Origin of the sequence: Dyadobacter sp. BHUBP1 (assembly GCF_050587785.1) — a bacterium.
In the GTDB taxonomy this organism is placed as follows: domain Bacteria; phylum Bacteroidota; class Bacteroidia; order Cytophagales; family Spirosomataceae; genus Dyadobacter.
In genome coordinates this window covers 183,366-199,729 of the sequence record NZ_JBOBIH010000002.1, presented here as the reverse complement: position 1 = coordinate 199,729, position 16,364 = coordinate 183,366, and the positions used below count along the sequence as shown (strand labels likewise).

Genomic DNA, 16,364 nt, shown 5'->3' with positions numbered 1-16,364 from the left:
AAGAACCCTGACTTTCATTGCATGATGCATTCTCTACTGCACTATGAGTTTTAGAAAAATCACATATAGCACGCTTCCCTCCTGGCTCGCCCGGCTGGACTTTTTGGGTTTATTCGAAAAAGACCCGTTTGGCAACTACCTCGCTGTTAAAAGGTTACTCATTTTCATATTGGGCTGGTTTACCTATTACCGCTACACGGCCGTTAATAAAATCCGCATTACCGGCACCGAAAACCTGATGGACCTGCCCGACCAGGGCGTGTTGTTCCTCTCCAACCATCAGACCTATTTCGCCGACGTTATTGCATTCTTCCATATTTTTTGTGCCGTTAAATGGGGCTATAAAGACACGATATCCCCGCCATTTTACCTCCTTTCGCCCCGTGCCAGAATGTACTACGTGGCCGCCGCCGAAACTATGAAAGGTGGTTTTTTACCCAAAGTGTTCAGTATGGGTGGCGCTATTACCATCGAACGATCGTGGCGGGCCAATGGCGAAGATGTAAAACGCCAGCTCGACACCTCCGCGCAGGACCGCATCGGCATGGGTTTACAGCATGGCTGGGTGGTGAGCTTCCCGCAAGGAACCACCAAACCGTATGCCCCTGTACGCAAAGGCACCGCGCATTTGATCAACGACCATCACCCGATCGTGATCCCGGTCGTGATTAACGGTTTCAGAAGGGCTTTTGATAAGAAAGGATTGCGTTTCAAAAAAAGGAACACCCGACTGACGGTACAGTTCAAACCACCTATGCATTTCCACCCCGATGAAACGGTAGAAGAAATGGTTGCGCGCGTAACACAGGCGATCGAGCAGGAGCCGCCGCGCGACGGTTCGCCGGGCGACGGTTCGCCGGGCAACGATTTGCCGGGCGACGCCTCGCCGGGCGACGGTTCGCAGCACGCTGAAATCTAGGGTGGTATGCTTTTTTCAAACCAGCATTTATGGGAAAGAAAGTACTGATTACCGGCGGTACCGGCCTTATCGGCAGGCGGCTGACGCAAATGTTGCTCGAAAAGGGCTACGAAGTGGCATTCCTGAGCCGTGAAAAGGCCAGTATCCCGTCTGTCCAGGTTTTTGAGTGGGATATTAAAAAGGGTTACATTGAAGAAGGCACATTGGACAACCTACATTTCCTCGTGCATTTGGCCGGTACCAATGTCAGCGAGGGCCGCTGGACAGGAGAACGCAAAAAATCCATCCTCGAAAGCCGAACTGAATCAATCCGCCTCATCGCCCGAAAGCTCGCCGAAAAGCTGCTAAAACCAGTCGCATTCGCGTCGGCCTCGGGCATCAGCTACTACGGCCAGGATACCGGCGATACCAGAAATACGGAAAATACACCCGCAGGCAACGACTTCCTTTCTCATGTAAGTGTTGAATGGGAAAAAGCAGCCGATGAAATCGCCGCATTGGGCATCCGGACCGTGAAACTCCGGACCGGCATTGTGATCAGCAAAGACGGCGGAGCAATCCCCAAAATGACTTTCCCCGCGCGTTTCGGCTTTGGTGCACCACTCGGCTCGGGAAAACAGTGGATATCCTGGATCCACCTCGATGATATGTGCAGAATGTATATCGAAGCGCTGGAAAACGAAAGCTGGCATGGAGCTTACAATGCCGTCGCAGCTCCGCCGGTGACCAATGAAGCACTTACAAAAGCCATTTGCAAAACCCTAAACCGCCCTCAATGGCTTCCTAATGTCCCTGCATTAGCATTAAAACTGGCTTTTGGAGAAATGGCAGCGGTAGTGTTAGGAGGAAATTATGTAGTGAACGAGCGAATTGCGCACGAAACGGGATTTGAATACCGGTATCGGAAGCTCGAAGAAGCCCTGAAGGCGGAATTGGGATGAACTTCGGCTATTGGCAGTCGGCTATCGAAATTATAAAATCCCTGCATTCGCACGCTACATCCCACAAAAAGCCGACGGCCGATTGCCGACAGCCGAAGTCTCCCTCATTCTTCCTCTTCTTCCTCCAACTCCTCCTCTTCAACCGTCAATACCTGCGCCGTTTCCAGCCATTTCTCCCGCTGCAACTGCGCCTTAAAATCATCCAGCACGTTCAGCTGCACATTACCATTGCTGAAAACCGACATTTGCAGTCCTACAAATGCGAGGGCTTCGTTCAGGCGGTCTTCGAGCGGCGTTGCGCTGAAAATGCACTCTTCCCAATACCATTCCAGCGATTCGCCGGCAACTTCTTCTACAATGCCGATGTAGTCTTCAAGCGTGTACCCGATAAATGGCTTGCCAAAACGCACCCATAGCAGCCTCATCACATCGTCCAGCGACTGGGCGTGATTGGTTTTCTTCCTTAAATACAAATCCAAAATAAGCGCTACCAATGCGCCTTTGTGGTAAACCGACACTTTCCGGTTCGGAATGCCTTTTTCGTAACCATCCAACCAAAGGTCGAACGACGACTCCGCAAGCGACTGCGCGGCGTGGGCGCTGCTCTCGAAATGGCGTTTCATATATACCTGCAACTCCTTTACATAAGCATCGTCGTTGAAAACGCCGGCGCGCCTCAGAAAAAGGTCGCCGTAGTAAGTCGTGCAGCCTTCGGCCACGAAGCAGGTTTGGAAGTAGTTCTCTTTGGTAAAATCATAAGGCAAAAGCTCCGCCGGGCGAATGCGGATGATATTCCAGGCATGAAAAAGTTCATGCGAGCTCACGCCCAGGAGGTCGGAATAGAGGCCTTCGCCTTCATCGTCGGGACCGAGCACGATCATCGTCGAGTTCTGGTGCTCCACGCCATGGTAGAATGCGTTGGGTAAAATCAGGTTCAGGAAATGGTAATCCTTTTCCGGGAACTCTCCCATCATCGCGATCTGCTCGCGCGAAAAGCGCCGGAAATCACGTTCGATGCGCCGCCAGTTGGGTTTAAGATTTCCATGCATCCATATTTTAAATTGGACACCACGAACCTCATATTCGCATTTCTGCAAGGTTTCGGAAGCCAACATCGGGCTGTCCACCAGTTGGTAAAAGTCTCTCGCCGATAATGCATTCTTACCTGCCGGTGGCAATCCGCAGGCAATCTGGTAACCATCGGGCAAGTCGAGCTCTACGCGGTAAGGCTCGGTAATCCGCCCCTCGGTGTACATACAGAAGTTGATGAAATTGAGATACCACAATTCCTCATCTACATAGCTGCTGCCCGCATTTTGAATAGACGCGTAGTAGGTATAATGAATGCGTATCTCGTTTTGACCGGCCGTTCCAACCCGCCACCGGTCTTTGGTTACTTTATGAAGGGGCAGTTTGTGACCAGCGGATGAGGTCGCTTCGATAAATTGAATATTTTTGGCGAAGTTTTGAAGCTCGTACCGCCCCGGGCGCCATGCCGGCAGCTGAATTTCGATCTGTTCGCTATTGATTTCGGGGATGGTGTAGGTAATGTCGAGAAAACGGGATTGTGGGTCAGGAACCGAAATGTGATAAAGCATAGACGAAACGCGTGGTGTTAAGAGGAGCCGGAAGCGCAGTATCGGTAGACAAAAATCAGATAGTCCTACGTTACCAGTTACAACATTATAAAATAAACGATTTTAAGATGAAAAGTAAAATTCTCCTGCCATTCCTGTTTCTCCTGGCGGTTTTGACAAGTCCTTCGCTGATGGCGCAGAACGATGAATACTACCGCCCCGATTCGCTTCGGAAGGACCAGCCGGAAAGAAAGGAAATACCTCCTGTTGAGAGAAAACCCCAGGACCAGAAGCCGGTGCTGGCAGAGAAGAAGAAACTAGCCGATTTCGAAGACAGAAAGTTCATCGAAAGGCTGCGCCTTGGAGGCAGCTTTGGACTGAGTCTCGGAACGGTTACAAATATTAACGTGTCGCCCATGGCAGGCTATGAGCTGACCGAAAAGCTCGTGGGCGGTGTAGGCGCGACGATCATGTATTTCCGGTATAAGTATTATGATATCAACACCGCTTATTACGGCGGCCGCGCATTCATGATGTACAATGTGATCCCGCCGGTTAATATTATCGGTGAATTTGAAGCGCTGAATGTGGAAGGATCCTATCAGAAGCGGCAATGGCTGGGTTCGCCGATGGCCGGCGCCTCCTATTCGCAACCCATCGGCGGGAAGTTTATCAAAGCCGTGCATTTAACGGCGCTGTACAATTTCAGTTATGACAGCCAGATCGATAAATACAGCGGACAGAACCTGTCGCCCTACGGCAGTCCATTCGTTTTCAGGGTAACATTCCTGTAAACATTATATTTAAGCTCAATTTTTAAGTCTTCATTTGAACTAACCATTCGGATGAAGACTTTTTATTCAATACCAACATCAATTATGGAAAACCCCGTATTAATTTTTGGCGCCGGCGACCTTGGTATGCAGGCGCTCGATATTTTCAGAAGGAACAATGTAATCGTCTACGGCTTCCTCGACGACCATGCAGAGCTGCACGGTAAGGAGTTCGGAGAAGTGAGCGTACTCGGCAATACCGACGATACCAGCTACCTTAATATAATAGGTTCCAAATGCGAGGCATTCATCGCCATCGGCGAGCGCTCGGTGCGGGAACGCCTCGTAGAATCGCTGAACGAGGAACACAAGAATATGCCCGTGAATGCAATCCACGATAGCGCGGTGATCTCCGGCATGGCGTCGATCGGGCACGGCAACCTCATTGCAGCCCGTGCGACCATCGGTGCACGCACGGTGGTTGGCCATCATTGCCTGGTGCAAACGGGCGCTATTATCGACACATCGGCTATTGTGGGCGATTTCGTGACCATCGGCGCGGGCGCGATCGTAAACGACCGCGTGACATTGGCCGATGGCGTGTTTATCGGTTCGGGCGCAGTGATCGTGGCCGGCATCCAAGTTGGAAAGAATGCGCGGATCGGCGCGGGATCAGTGGTGGTGGAGAATGTACCGGCGGGCGCGACCTATTTCGGAAATCCGGCGCGGAAAATCTGATAGCACACAGATTAGCGGCGGGATGGCAACAATTTTCCGGCCCAATGTTTTTTATTAAACTGAAACACATTACCTTTGCACTCCTTTTGACAGAAAAAGTGAAAGAGCTAAGTAAATACAACATAGACATTTACGGTTTGGAAGACAAACAGTATGACTATGATATGGAGTCTGGCGACGCTTTTTTTGAGGAAATGGAGCAAGATCTGATTGAGCACGGGCACTTTAAAACGCACGTGATCCTGAATAAATCGGCGACGATGATCCAACTTCGTTTTCACACAACAGGAAGCGTAACCCTGACTTGCGACCGCAGCCTGGAAACGTTCGAAGAACCGATTGATTCCGACGAACGCATTATACTGAAATTCGGCGATCACAATGAGGAGCTCACGGAAGAGATCGAGATCATCAGCCGTAACACCAACAGGATCAACGTAGCGCGTTATATTTTCGATTTCATCGCGTTGTCGTTACCGGTAAAAAAGCTCCACCCGAGCCTGCGGACAGAGGAAGACGAGTTCGATTTGGAGGATGATGAGGAAGAAGGCACATTAGTGTACACTTCCGGCGGAGAATCGGAGGAAGGGGAAGAAGGAGAGGATGAAGAAAAGATCGATCCTCGCTGGGAAGCCTTAAAAAACTTGAAAAAATAAAAGCCTTCTCTTTCGATCCGTCGGTTAAAACCGACGGTAGAGGATTGAAGGGGCAGAAAAAGAATCAATTTGCCGTCAGCTTCAGCTGACGGATAAAAAGATAGAGCACAAGCTCAGATTATAAAAAAGTAAATAACAATAGACCAAAAATATCATGGCACATCCTAAGCGGAGACATTCCAGCACCCGTCGCGATTCACGCAGAGCGCACGATTTCCTTACCGGAAAGCAGTTGGGAACTGATGCTACAACCGGAGAAATCCACCAATTGCACCGTGCACACGTACACGAAGGCAACCTGGTTTACAGAGGTAAAGTTGTAGTTGAGAACTATACTAAAACGGTTTAGTTTCAGTCGATGAGCAATTCAATTTCGCAGCAGCCCTATAAAAGTTGTTGCGAAATTCTTTTTTACTGCGGCACATCTGCTAAATTTACACCTTCGGTTTCTAACTTATTTGTCAAAATAACAGCGTGTAAATGAAAATTGCGGTAGATGCTATGGGGGGAGATTTAGCTCCGCAAGCAATTGTTGAAGGGGTCATTCAAGCCTCTTCTGAGCTACCATCCGAGGCGAGAATCGTTTTAATTGGCCGTGAAAACGTGATCTGGGAGATTTTCAACCAGCACAATTTCACTCCTACTAATGTTGACGTCGTTCACGCAGAAGATGTAATCGAGATGGGGGAACATCCTACCAAAGCCCTTTCTCAAAAGCCCAATTCCAGCATTGGCGTGGGTTTCAAGCTTCTGAAAGAAAAAGAGGTAGATATATTCTGCAGTGCAGGAAACACAGGTGCCATGCACGTGGGCGCCCTTTTCAGCATCAAAGCCATTGAAGGTATTCTCCGTCCGGCCATTGCGGGCCTCGTGCCGCAGGTAGGAGGCGGCTATGCCGTAATGCTCGACATCGGTGCCAATGCCGATTGCAAACCGGAGGTCCTTTCGCAGTTCGGCGAAATCGGCTCGATTTTCGCCCAGCACACTTTCCAGATCGACAAGCCAAGGGTTGCACTGATGAATATCGGGGAAGAAGAGCAAAAAGGCTCCCTCACTTCGCAGGCCACCTATCCCCTGCTGAAACAAAACAAGCGCATCAATTTTATCGGAAATATAGAAGGGAAAGATCTCTTCATTAACAAGGCCGACGTGATCGTTACCGACGGCTTTACCGGCAATATTTTGTTCAAACTCGGAGAGTCTCTGTATGAGATTTCGAAGAAAAGAGGTTTCCAGGACGATTTTATCGACCAAACGAACTACGAGTCCATCGGAGGCAGTCCCATTATCGGGGTGAATGGAAATGTGATGATCGCACACGGGGTGTCGACACCTCTGGCCATCAAAAATATGGTTGACTGGGCTTACAAGCAGGTGAAATCCAAAGCGTACCTGCACATCGCCCAGGCATTGAGCTAACGACGGATGCTGACAACCACATGACTATGAAAAAACTGAAACTGTCCCTTTTTACCAAATCTATTCGGATTTTGAATAGTTGATTTATCATGACCCATATTAAAGCCTCTATAACAGGAATACAAGGTTATGTGCCTGATTATGTGTTGACTAATGCAGAGTTGGAAACAATGGTTGCGACAAACGACGAGTGGATCGTTAGCCGCACAGGCATCAAAGAAAGACGTATTCTGAAAGGCGAAGGTTTAGGAAGTTCACATATGGGTGCGGAGGCTGTAAAGGGTTTGCTGGCCAAAAGCAATACAAGTCCCGGAGAAATCGACCTGCTCATCTGCGCTACTACCACACCTGATTTTGTTTTCCCTTGCACAGCCAACCTCATCTGCGACATGGTTGGCATCCGTAATATCGGAAGCTTCGATATTCAGGCTGCCTGCTCGGGTTTTATTTATGCATTGACGCTCGGCTCACAATTTATTGAGACCGGAAAATATAAAAAGGTCATCGTCGTAGGTGCGGATAAAATGTCCGCGATCGTCGATTACACCGACCGCAAGACCTGTATCCTCTTCGGTGATGGGGCCGGCGCGGTACTTCTCGAACCGGACATGTCCGGAAACGGCATCCTGGATTCGATCATCAAGTCTGACGGGGCGGGTTATCCTTATCTCAACCAGAAAGCCGGAGGGAGCCGCTACCCGCCTACCCACGAAACGGTGGAAAACAGGCTGCATTACGTTTATCAGGATGGTGCGCAGGTTTTCAAATTTGCGGTAACCAACATGGCCGACATCGCCGCCGATATTATGGAGCGCAACGGCCTGAACAGCGATAACGTCGCATGGCTGGTCCCTCACCAGGCCAACCGCCGGATCATCGAAGCCACCGCCAACCGCATGGGCGTAGGCATGGACAAGGTGATGATGAACATACACAAATACGGAAATACCACGGCGGCGACAATTCCGCTATGCTTGTGGGACTACGAATCACAACTTAAAAAAGGCGACAACCTGATTCTTGCCGCATTCGGCGGAGGCTTTACCTGGGGCGCTATGTACCTCAAATGGGGTATCGAAGCGTAGGCATGTGATTTTCATTAAAGCATTATCATACAATTCATTAGCATAAAAATGGCAACTACTGCAGATTTGCGTAACGGTTTGGTGATCCATTTCAACCATGATCTTTTTCAGGTGATTGAATTCCAACACGTGAAACCCGGAAAAGGCAACGCGTTCGTACGTACCAAACTGAAAAGCCTTACTAGCGGCAAAGTGCTGGACAACACGTTCTCATCAGGCGCAGGCATTACGCCCGTGCGCGTGGAGCGTCACAAATTCCAGTTCCTATATAAAGATGAAGTTGGCTACAACTTCATGAACTCCGAAACATTCGACCAGGTACTGATCGACGAAAAACTGGTGACCAACGCCGACCTGATGAAGGAAGGACAGGAAGTCGAGATCCTGATCAATACTGAAAACGATGCAGCGCTGACTTGCGAACTTCCTCCTTTCGTGGAATTGGTGGTAACTTATTCGGAGCCGGGGCTGAAAGGCGACACTGCCAACTCTCCTAAAAAGGCCATCGAAGTAGAAACCGGTGCACGCATTATGGTACCGCTTTTCATCGACGAAGGTGAAAAAATCAAAGTTGACACACGCACATACGAATACGTAGAAAGAGTTAAATCTTAATTAAATGGAAACCAGAGAAATCCAAAAACTGATTGACTTCATTGCCCAGTCGGGACTTGATGAAGTGAATATTGAAACGGCAGACCTGAAAATCAAGGTAAAACGCTTTGCCACGGCACCGGTAGTAGCCTATACTCCGGCACAAGTTGCGGCGCCTGCGCCAGCAATCGCTCCTGCGGCTCCCGCAGCAGCTGCACCGGCCGCTCCGGCCGAGCCAGCGGTTTCCAAAGAACCAGCTTCTTCGAACCTTATTACGATTAAGTCCCCGATGATCGGTACATTCTACCGCGCATCCAGCCCGGAAACACCGGCATTCGTTAACATCGGTGATGAGATCAAACCCGGAAAAGTAGTTTGCGTGATCGAAGCGATGAAATTATTCAACGAAATCGAATCCGAAGTATCAGGTAAAATCGTGAAGATCCTGGTTGAAAACGCAACTCCGGTAGAATTCGACCAGCCATTATTCCTGGTTGAACCTGCATAACCGCAGCGAACGAAAACTCACTGAATTACATGTTTAAAAAGATACTCATTGCTAACCGGGGCGAAATCGCCCTGCGTGTAATCAGGACCTGTCGTGAAATGGGCATTAAGACTGTCGCGGTATACTCGACAGCCGATCGCGACAGCCTTCACGTACGGTTTGCCGACGAGGCCGTTTGTATCGGTCCCCCTCCCAGCAGGCAATCGTACCTGAGCATCCAGAATATCATCTCGGCAGCAGAAGTAACCGGCGCGGATGCGATCCACCCGGGTTACGGATTCTTGTCCGAAAACGCCGAATTCTCGCAAATTTGCGCGGATTACGGTATTAAATTCATCGGAGCCACCGCCGCTCAGATCAATGGGATGGGCGATAAGGCTACTGCGAAAGCAACCATGATCGCAGCCGGCGTACCGGTTGTGCCCGGTTCGGAAGGTCTGCTCGAATCCGTTGAACAAGGTAAGGAACTGGCCGAAGGTATCGGTTATCCGGTCATTATCAAGGCAACTGCTGGTGGCGGTGGCCGTGGTATGCGGATCATCAACAAGCCGGAAGAGTTCGAAAAAGCGTGGAACGACGCCCGTACCGAGTCTGCGGCCGCATTCGGAAACGACGGTTTGTACCTCGAAAAATTCGTGGAAGAGCCTCGTCACATCGAAATCCAGATCATCGGTGACCAGTTCGGGAAAGTATGCCATCTTTCGGAACGCGACTGCTCGATCCAGCGTCGTCACCAGAAACTGGTAGAAGAAACGCCATCCCCTATTATCACGCCCGAATTGCGTGAGAAAATGGGTGCAGCGGCCATCAAAGGTGCTCAGGCCATCGGTTACGAAGGTGCCGGTACGATCGAGTTCCTCGTCGACAAACACGGTGATTTCTACTTCATGGAGATGAACACCCGTATCCAGGTGGAGCACCCTATCACCGAAGAAGTCACGGATTTTGACCTCATTAAGGAGCAAATCAAAGTAGCGGCAGGCGAGCCCATCTCCGGAAAGAACTACACGCCAAAGCTTTACGCGATGGAGTGCCGTATCAATGCGGAAGATCCTGCTAACGGATTCCGTCCTGCGCCGGGTAAAATCACCAACCTGCATTTCCCTGGCGGTCACGGTGTACGCATCGATAGCCACGTTTACAGCGGCTACACCATTCCGCCCAACTACGACTCGATGATCGCAAAACTGATCGTCAGCGGCCAGTCACGCGAGGAGGTGCTTACACGCATGAAGCGTGCCTTGCAAGAGTTTGTGATTGAAGGGATTAAGACCACGATTCCATTCCATATTAAACTGATGGATGATCCTGGGTTTAAATCTGGGAATTTCACCACGAAATATTTGGAATCGTTTGATTTCTCTGTTTTATAGTCCGTTCTCTGAAGAGAACGGTAATAGATATACAAACGGCCGGCAGTTCTACTGTCGGCCGTTTTTTTGTATCATCTATCGTTAGTACCCAATAGTCTCGGGTGCTACTGAACCAAAGGGAACTTTCCAATGAACAATTATTAAATCACTCCAATGCCACGCCTACACTACCTGCGGCAATGCATAAGGCGATCGGTACTTCCTCGTTAGCAGTTTGTTAGCCTCTTCATCTCCCACAAATTTCTCCGTCTTGTTATCAAAAGTAAGGGCTCGACCGACGCGGTAAGCGATATTTCCTAAATGCGCCAGACCGGAAGACAAATGCGCTGTTTCAACGGGACCGTTGAGCAACTTCGGGTCTTTGGCTATCACAGCGTCGATGAAGTTTTTATAATGGTCGCCACCCGCTTTTCGCGATGGGCCCGCCTTTTTATCTTTACCCAGGAAGGTTTCGTAATAATCATAACCCTTCACCACCATGTAACCTTCCGAACCATAGAAGATATTGCCAATACCCACCCCGCCTTCGTCGTTTGTCATCCAGGGCCGCACTTCGAATTCGATGATCTTCTTTTCTTTGGTATATATAAATGAAGAGCTGAGCACTTCCGGGGTTTCTTTTGCGTCGTTCCAGAGGAATTTGCCACCTGAGGACGTGATCTTGTCCGGGAAGCTTTCGACACCGAGGCCCCACATACACATGTCGGTTTCGTGGATACCTTGGTTCCCTATGTCGCCGTTACCGTAGTTCCAATGCCAGTGCCAGTCGTAATGCACGTAGTTGCGGGAAAACGGCCTCATTTCGGCAGGACCGGTCCAGAGGTCGTAATTCAGGCCCGCTGGTATGGGCTCAGTACCTTTGTCACCGATGTCCGGGCGCCATTTGTAGACCAGGCCTCTTGCCATATAGACGTTGCCGATCAACCCATCACGGAGATGTTTCACAGCTTCTTTCAATGCCTCCGAGCTGCGAAGTTGGACGCCGTGCTGCACTACTCTTTTGTATTTATGGGCTGCTTCCACCAGCTTCCGGCCTTCGTGGAGGTTATGTGAACCCGGCTTTTCAACATACACATCTTTTCCGGCCTGGCAAGCCCAGATCGCCGCCAATGCATGCCAATGGTTCGGTGTAGCGATACTAACGGCATCGATCGTTTTGTCGTCGAAAACTTTACGGAGATCATTTTCAGTTTTGACCTTCTTCCCGGTCTTCTGCTCAAATTCCTGCGCGCGCTTCTGCAAAATGTTGTTGTCGGGGTCGCAGAGGGTAGCGACTTCTACATTGCTCAGCGCATTGAAACCGGAAATATGGCTCTGCCCGCGGCCGTTCACGCCCAGTACGGCCACGCGTACGCGATCGTTCGCCCCAAATGCGCTTGTGGGAATGATGGTCGGAATAGAAAGCGCTACCGCAGCTCCCGTGGTGTTCTTGATAAAGTTTCTTCTCGATACTTCGTTTGGTTTGTCCATATGAAAGAATTTAGGATTTCGGAATGAATGCATCCTGTCTGACCGGCAATCAGTTAGACGAAAACGAGAAGTAACTCCCCTATTCGCTCACTATCAAAAAATACTACTCATTTAAAATTAAGTACTACTCTTTCCTAAATAATTTGAACAACGCCATACCCGCTTACAAGCAGGATCGAGAGCACGCTTATCCAGAAAAATACGTCATACAAGGCCGATGGTTTCAATGCGGCCGGTAGGCTGCGATAACGGAACACGAGTGACACATACACGACCAGTAAAAGCAACACTGAAGTTGCGATCCCCCCGAGTATGACCATTTTTACCGGTGCCTGGAAAAAGAGGAACAAGAGGCACCAGGCTATGGGCAATATCCAGGACATAATGCCGATACTCCGCTTTTGCTCGTGTTCCGAGCCAAACTTCATCCAGCCGATCTGCCCGAACGCATCGCTCCAAACCCCCGCCCAGCTCGCCGCGGCCGTAAACAATGTAGAATAAAGCACAAAAAATGCGCCGATCAGGAATATATTCTTTGCCCACGGGCCAAGTGTTTCTGTGAAGATGCGGGAAAGGGTGTCGATCATCTGGTAACCTTCCGGCACATGGCCCCCTGTATGCAGCACGGCTGCGCCGAGGAGGTAAAACGCGGCCGTCACAATCGTATAGACCATCATCGACAACACCGCATCCAGGTACATTACCTGAAACCAGCCTTTGGCACGATCGGACCATTCTTTCGTCCCGTCGTTCGGGCCGGTGTAGGCGGCGTACCCTTTTTCGATACACCAGTAATTGTAATACATGATTTCATCGCCACCCACGCCGGTTATCCCGAATGCCCCGAATGCCGTCGCAACCAATGCGGTAGGAAGTGAAAACTGTAACCCACTTTCAAATTGAGGCCAGGTGATGGCATAGGGCGTCCATTGAAGCAAAATGACGGATATAAGAATGATGGCCGTAAAAAGAATGATCATCACGAGGGAGCTTTTCTCTACCGGACCATAGTTACCCTTATAAACCCAGAAAGACGTGATCAGCACCGAGATAATTGCCCACAAATTGACTGAAACAAGAGGAAATGCCATGTTCAGCACAATCGCAACCCCTCCGACAATACCGCCTACTTGCAGCAGTTTCAATCCCTGTAATGAAAGCCACAGCCAAATACTCCAATGCGCCTTGCCGAGCCGCAGCCCGGGCAAATTGTTGAAATTGTGCATGATGAATGTGCCGGTGCAAATGGCATTCTTGCCAAATTCCAGCTGCAATGCGACTTTGACGAGACAACTCAGGACAATTAACCAGAACATGACGAAGCCTGCCTTGGCACCTAATGCGGTGGTGGCAATTAGTTCGCCGGAGCCGACGATAGCAGCGGAAAGGATGAAACCGGGACCGAGATATTTGAGCCTGCCCACAAACGTGGTTGGCGGAGTTAGGATTTTGGACATAAGGGGGATTTTATATCCAAAAGCTAAGAATGATTATTATTTAATTGCCACGAAGGCACGAATATTCACGAAGAGCATTCGTGAATATTCGTGCCTTCGTGGCATAAAAAATGCCGCTACAAATTCCCCACAGCCTGGTGAATCTGCTTCACGGTATCGACATAGTTATTCTCACTAGGAAGCCCGAACAACGCTTTCTCCTTAATAATCTGAGCCACATTCTCCGGCACGAGCTTCTCCCACCCCGGCTCCCCGCGCTTGATCATTTCAAGTACCGAGTCGGTGGTAATGTGCATATGCTCGATATTATAGTTCTTGATATCCTCGATCTTGTCATTCACGATCAGATATTGGAACAACGGCCGCAAGTGATCCGGCACGCGAAAGTTCTCGCAGCTGTAAACCGAGCCGTCGGGTTGCAACGTAGGGTAAATGTATAATTTCACCTTTCGGCTGAACAGCGTCGCGAACGATTCCAGAATGCCGCCTTGCAGGAACTGGTAATGCTTTTCCTCGAAAATGTCCTGCAAGTTCGGGCTACCGAGCAGCAGGCCGGATTTCAGTTTCGTCAATCGCGACAGATAGGCCACCAACCGGTAATATTCATGGTGGTTGGAAATCATTACCATATGCCCCAGCGAGCAGAGAATGTCCACGCGGTCGAGGAAGTCCTTTTCGTCGATATCGCGGTCGCCGGCTTTCAGATTATGCAGTGTGAGCTCCGAAATGAGCACCACTTTAGATTCATCCACATCTTCTTCTGCCAAAAACTGCCGCTGACCATTGCTGATCAGGTCGATATGCACGTTCGTGATCGGGCGCAGGCGGCCGCGCATCATGAGAATGTGCTTTTTGTACAATGCTTCGGAAGGCTGCAATACGCCGCCGTCGCTGCCGAACAATGCGGCATCGGTAAAGCCGTTCTTCACGAGGCGCAGGCTCATGAGGCGGTTATCTACCTTGGCAAAATCGGGCCCGCTGAAACGCACCATATCAATCTCGATCCGGTCGGTCGTAAGATCGTCCATGAGCGACATGAGCAGAATTTCGGGTGATTTGTAATAGTAATAGCAACCGTAAATCAGGTTTACACCGATAATGCCGAGTGCCTGTTGTTGCAGAATGTTCTCATCATCGCGCATACGCACATGGATTACGACGTAGTTCGTCGGGCCCATGGGCGTGAGCTGGAATTGCAGCCCGATCCAGCCGTGTGATTCGTTCGTTTTTTGGAAATTGAGGGCTACAACGGTATTAGCAAATGCAAAGAAAGTGCTATCGACACCGCGTTTTTCCGAGAGCCGCTTTTCCACAAGGTTATACTCGCGGTTGAGCATTTTCATCAATCGGGACTCCACCACGTATCGCCCGCCCTCCTCTGTCCCGTATATCGCGTCGCTGAACGTCATGTCGTAGGCCGACATCGTTTTAGCGATGGTTCCGGATGCGCCGCCGGCTTTGAAAAAGTAAGCCGCCGTTTCCTGACCTGCCCCGATCTCCGCGAACGATCCGTAGATCCGGCGATCGAGGTTGATCCTTAGTGCTTTTTGTTTTGTACCAAGATTCTTTTCGTACATAACGGTATATTAGTATAATGAAGAAGCTTACATGTAAATATAAGAAAAATACAGTTCTGCATTTAGCGGAATTTCTGATCTTCTGGCACTAGAATGGAAAAGTTATATAATTTATTCACTTACGGCACTTTGATGCAGGGTTTTGAAAATCCCTATGCACAGAAGCTCAGGTTGTCTTCAAACTATATAGGAAAAGGATATTTCAATGGAAAACTGTTCCGCGTGGAATGGTACCCGGGCGCATTATACGAGCCTGATGCACCTACGCGCGTGCACGGGGAAATTTACCAGCTTCACTTCCCCGAGATACTGAAAGAACTGGATGAATATGAGGACATTCTGGAAGATGAGGCAGCGAGTTTGTACGTCAGGAAAGTGGTGCCTGTCAGGTGTGGCCAGGAGGTGGTCAGGGATTGTCAGGAAGTAGTGATTGATTGTTGGGTGTATTTGTACAATCAGCCGGTTTCGGACTTGCCGTTAATTGAAGATGGTTATTTCAAAACTAAGTCTTGAGGCTCTCGCCGATAATGCGGAGGCCGTCCAATGTTAACTTTCTGTCAATTTCTGTAAACTCGTCGCGCAGAGTATCGATAATGGAAGATAGTCCGCCGGTAGCTACGGCAATGCATTCGCCGCCCAGCTCGGTGCGAATGCGGCCCAGCAGCGATTTGACCAACCCTTCATACCCTAGCAGAATGCCCGCCTGAATGGCCTCGACCGTGTTTTTACCAATGGCCGAAGGCGGAAGTTGCAGTGGCACTTCCGGCAGTTGCGCGGTATTGGCAAACAGTGCCTTCACAGCGGTGATTAAACCCGGCAATATAGCTACGCCGAGAATTTTGCTGTCTTTGGACACAGTTGTGAATGTCAATGCAGTACCAAAATCGACGACCACGCAATTTTCTTTATACCGCGTCGATACCGCTACCGCATTGGCGATAAGGTCCGCGCCGATTTCATGCGGATGGTCGATTTCAATAGACAATGCAGGGTAAATTTCCGGCCCTACCACAATCACACCTTCGCCGAATAACGAGCGGAGCATTCTCAGTATCACGGGTGTAAGTGCAGGCACGACGCTGCTCAATACCACGGTTTCCACATCCCCGAACCACAACCCGGCTTCCAGGAAATGCAGCCGGAGTTTCGACTCGTAATGCGCCTCGTTTTCCTGCACCAGCGAGCGCATCCGCCAGATGTGCTCCCAGTTACCGGAATCATGAAGCCCGAAAACAGTATCGGTATTGCCAAGGTCGACGGCTAACAACATAAAAGAG

General features: G+C 49.8%; 17 protein-coding genes. 12 read left to right on the top strand and 5 right to left on the bottom strand.

Going from position 1 to position 16,364, the window contains the following annotated elements; translation table 11 throughout:
- The first annotated feature begins 43 nt into the window (after positions 1 to 43).
- Both ACQ4MZ_RS07605 and ACQ4MZ_RS07600 read left to right on the top strand, forming a co-directional pair.
- Positions 44 to 919, top strand: a complete 876-nt coding sequence (locus ACQ4MZ_RS07605) for a lysophospholipid acyltransferase family protein (RefSeq protein ID WP_430844030.1) — start codon at positions 44 to 46, stop codon at positions 917 to 919.
- Positions 920 to 948: 29 nt separating this feature from the next.
- Positions 949 to 1,860, top strand: a complete 912-nt coding sequence (locus tag ACQ4MZ_RS07600; RefSeq protein WP_430844029.1) for a TIGR01777 family oxidoreductase — start codon at positions 949 to 951, stop codon at positions 1,858 to 1,860.
- Between the two features lie 104 nt (positions 1,861 to 1,964).
- Here the strand turns inward: ACQ4MZ_RS07600 and ACQ4MZ_RS07595 are convergent, their stop codons facing one another.
- A complete protein-coding gene (locus ACQ4MZ_RS07595) occupies positions 1,965 to 3,458 on the bottom strand; it encodes a M61 family metallopeptidase (protein ID WP_430844027.1) in 1,494 nt (497 codons plus the stop codon).
- Between the two features lie 107 nt (positions 3,459 to 3,565).
- Between ACQ4MZ_RS07595 and ACQ4MZ_RS07590 the strand changes: the two genes are divergently transcribed.
- From ACQ4MZ_RS07590 to accC, 9 genes are all read left to right on the top strand, one after another.
- Entirely contained in the window at positions 3,566 to 4,231 is a 666-nt protein-coding gene (locus tag ACQ4MZ_RS07590; protein ID WP_430844026.1) for a hypothetical protein, read from the top strand.
- Positions 4,232 to 4,315: 84 nt separating this feature from the next.
- Positions 4,316 to 4,948: an acetyltransferase gene (locus ACQ4MZ_RS07585; protein WP_430844025.1), complete on the top strand. Its 633-nt coding sequence runs from the start codon at positions 4,316 to 4,318 to the stop codon at positions 4,946 to 4,948.
- 44 nt (positions 4,949 to 4,992) lie between these two features.
- Positions 4,993 to 5,604 (top strand): YceD family protein, encoded by a 612-nt coding sequence (locus ACQ4MZ_RS07580; protein ID WP_430844023.1) that lies wholly within the window; start codon positions 4,993 to 4,995, stop codon positions 5,602 to 5,604.
- Positions 5,605 to 5,758: 154 nt separating this feature from the next.
- Entirely contained in the window at positions 5,759 to 5,953 is a 195-nt protein-coding gene (gene rpmF, locus ACQ4MZ_RS07575; protein WP_015813599.1) for a 50S ribosomal protein L32, read from the top strand.
- A 131-nt stretch (positions 5,954 to 6,084) separates the two neighbouring features.
- The gene (gene plsX, locus ACQ4MZ_RS07570; RefSeq protein ID WP_430844021.1) at positions 6,085 to 7,023 is read left to right on the top strand and encodes a phosphate acyltransferase PlsX; all 939 of its coding nucleotides are present in this window, start codon (positions 6,085 to 6,087) and stop codon (positions 7,021 to 7,023) included.
- Positions 7,024 to 7,112: 89 nt separating this feature from the next.
- The gene (locus tag ACQ4MZ_RS07565) at positions 7,113 to 8,108 is read left to right on the top strand and encodes a beta-ketoacyl-ACP synthase III (protein ID WP_430844020.1); all 996 of its coding nucleotides are present in this window, start codon (positions 7,113 to 7,115) and stop codon (positions 8,106 to 8,108) included.
- Positions 8,109 to 8,156: 48 nt separating this feature from the next.
- Positions 8,157 to 8,723: an elongation factor P gene (gene efp, locus ACQ4MZ_RS07560; protein ID WP_106594126.1), complete on the top strand. Its 567-nt coding sequence runs from the start codon at positions 8,157 to 8,159 to the stop codon at positions 8,721 to 8,723.
- A gap of 4 nt (positions 8,724 to 8,727) precedes the next feature.
- A complete protein-coding gene (gene accB / locus ACQ4MZ_RS07555; protein ID WP_223401628.1) occupies positions 8,728 to 9,210 on the top strand; it encodes an acetyl-CoA carboxylase biotin carboxyl carrier protein in 483 nt (160 codons plus the stop codon).
- Positions 9,211 to 9,239: 29 nt separating this feature from the next.
- Positions 9,240 to 10,583 (top strand): acetyl-CoA carboxylase biotin carboxylase subunit, encoded by a 1,344-nt coding sequence (gene accC, locus ACQ4MZ_RS07550; protein ID WP_430844017.1) that lies wholly within the window; start codon positions 9,240 to 9,242, stop codon positions 10,581 to 10,583.
- Positions 10,584 to 10,745: 162 nt separating this feature from the next.
- Here the strand turns inward: accC and ACQ4MZ_RS07545 are convergent, their stop codons facing one another.
- The 3 genes from ACQ4MZ_RS07545 to ACQ4MZ_RS07535 form a co-directional block, all read right to left on the bottom strand.
- Positions 10,746 to 12,053 carry a Gfo/Idh/MocA family protein gene (locus ACQ4MZ_RS07545; protein ID WP_430844015.1) on the bottom strand — a complete coding sequence of 436 codons (1,308 nt, stop codon included), beginning with the start codon at positions 12,051 to 12,053 and terminating at the stop codon, positions 10,746 to 10,748.
- Between the two features lie 134 nt (positions 12,054 to 12,187).
- Positions 12,188 to 13,510, bottom strand: a complete 1,323-nt coding sequence (locus tag ACQ4MZ_RS07540) for an Nramp family divalent metal transporter (RefSeq protein ID WP_430844013.1) — start codon at positions 13,508 to 13,510, stop codon at positions 12,188 to 12,190.
- A gap of 116 nt (positions 13,511 to 13,626) precedes the next feature.
- Positions 13,627 to 15,087 (bottom strand): TonB-dependent receptor, encoded by a 1,461-nt coding sequence (locus ACQ4MZ_RS07535; protein ID WP_430844011.1) that lies wholly within the window; start codon positions 15,085 to 15,087, stop codon positions 13,627 to 13,629.
- A gap of 93 nt (positions 15,088 to 15,180) precedes the next feature.
- On the opposite strand from ACQ4MZ_RS07535, the gene ACQ4MZ_RS07530 reads away from it, so the two are divergent.
- Complete coding sequence (locus ACQ4MZ_RS07530) at positions 15,181 to 15,600, top strand: gamma-glutamylcyclotransferase family protein (RefSeq protein ID WP_430844009.1); 420 nt, start codon at positions 15,181 to 15,183, stop codon at positions 15,598 to 15,600.
- Here the strand turns inward: ACQ4MZ_RS07530 and ACQ4MZ_RS07525 are convergent.
- A complete protein-coding gene (locus tag ACQ4MZ_RS07525; protein ID WP_430844008.1) occupies positions 15,590 to 16,357 on the bottom strand; it encodes a type III pantothenate kinase in 768 nt (255 codons plus the stop codon). The genes ACQ4MZ_RS07530 and ACQ4MZ_RS07525 overlap by 11 nt on opposite strands.
- Between the last annotated feature and the right edge of the window lie 7 nt (positions 16,358 to 16,364).

What these genes read in the sequence shown, in the direction of transcription:
- ACQ4MZ_RS07605 (WP_430844030.1), top strand. Translation starts at nt 44, where the DNA reads ATGAGTTTTAGAAAAATCACATATAGCACGCTTCCCTCCTGGCTCGCC.
- ACQ4MZ_RS07600 (WP_430844029.1), top strand. Translation starts at nt 949, where the DNA reads ATGGGAAAGAAAGTACTGATTACCGGCGGTACCGGCCTTATCGGCAGG.
- ACQ4MZ_RS07595 (WP_430844027.1), bottom strand. Translation starts at nt 3,458, where the DNA reads ATGCTTTATCACATTTCGGTTCCTGACCCACAATCCCGTTTTCTCGAC.
- ACQ4MZ_RS07590 (WP_430844026.1), top strand. Translation starts at nt 3,566, where the DNA reads ATGAAAAGTAAAATTCTCCTGCCATTCCTGTTTCTCCTGGCGGTTTTG.
- ACQ4MZ_RS07585 (WP_430844025.1), top strand. Translation starts at nt 4,316, where the DNA reads ATGGAAAACCCCGTATTAATTTTTGGCGCCGGCGACCTTGGTATGCAG.
- ACQ4MZ_RS07580 (WP_430844023.1), top strand. Translation starts at nt 4,993, where the DNA reads ATGTTTTTTATTAAACTGAAACACATTACCTTTGCACTCCTTTTGACA.
- rpmF (WP_015813599.1), top strand. Translation starts at nt 5,759, where the DNA reads ATGGCACATCCTAAGCGGAGACATTCCAGCACCCGTCGCGATTCACGC.
- plsX (WP_430844021.1), top strand. Translation starts at nt 6,085, where the DNA reads ATGAAAATTGCGGTAGATGCTATGGGGGGAGATTTAGCTCCGCAAGCA.
- ACQ4MZ_RS07565 (WP_430844020.1), top strand. Translation starts at nt 7,113, where the DNA reads ATGACCCATATTAAAGCCTCTATAACAGGAATACAAGGTTATGTGCCT.
- efp (WP_106594126.1), top strand. Translation starts at nt 8,157, where the DNA reads ATGGCAACTACTGCAGATTTGCGTAACGGTTTGGTGATCCATTTCAAC.
- accB (WP_223401628.1), top strand. Translation starts at nt 8,728, where the DNA reads ATGGAAACCAGAGAAATCCAAAAACTGATTGACTTCATTGCCCAGTCG.
- accC (WP_430844017.1), top strand. Translation starts at nt 9,240, where the DNA reads ATGTTTAAAAAGATACTCATTGCTAACCGGGGCGAAATCGCCCTGCGT.
- ACQ4MZ_RS07545 (WP_430844015.1), bottom strand. Translation starts at nt 12,053, where the DNA reads ATGGACAAACCAAACGAAGTATCGAGAAGAAACTTTATCAAGAACACC.
- ACQ4MZ_RS07540 (WP_430844013.1), bottom strand. Translation starts at nt 13,510, where the DNA reads ATGTCCAAAATCCTAACTCCGCCAACCACGTTTGTGGGCAGGCTCAAA.
- ACQ4MZ_RS07535 (WP_430844011.1), bottom strand. Translation starts at nt 15,087, where the DNA reads ATGTACGAAAAGAATCTTGGTACAAAACAAAAAGCACTAAGGATCAAC.
- ACQ4MZ_RS07530 (WP_430844009.1), top strand. Translation starts at nt 15,181, where the DNA reads ATGGAAAAGTTATATAATTTATTCACTTACGGCACTTTGATGCAGGGT.
- ACQ4MZ_RS07525 (WP_430844008.1), bottom strand. Translation starts at nt 16,357, where the DNA reads ATGTTGTTAGCCGTCGACCTTGGCAATACCGATACTGTTTTCGGGCTT.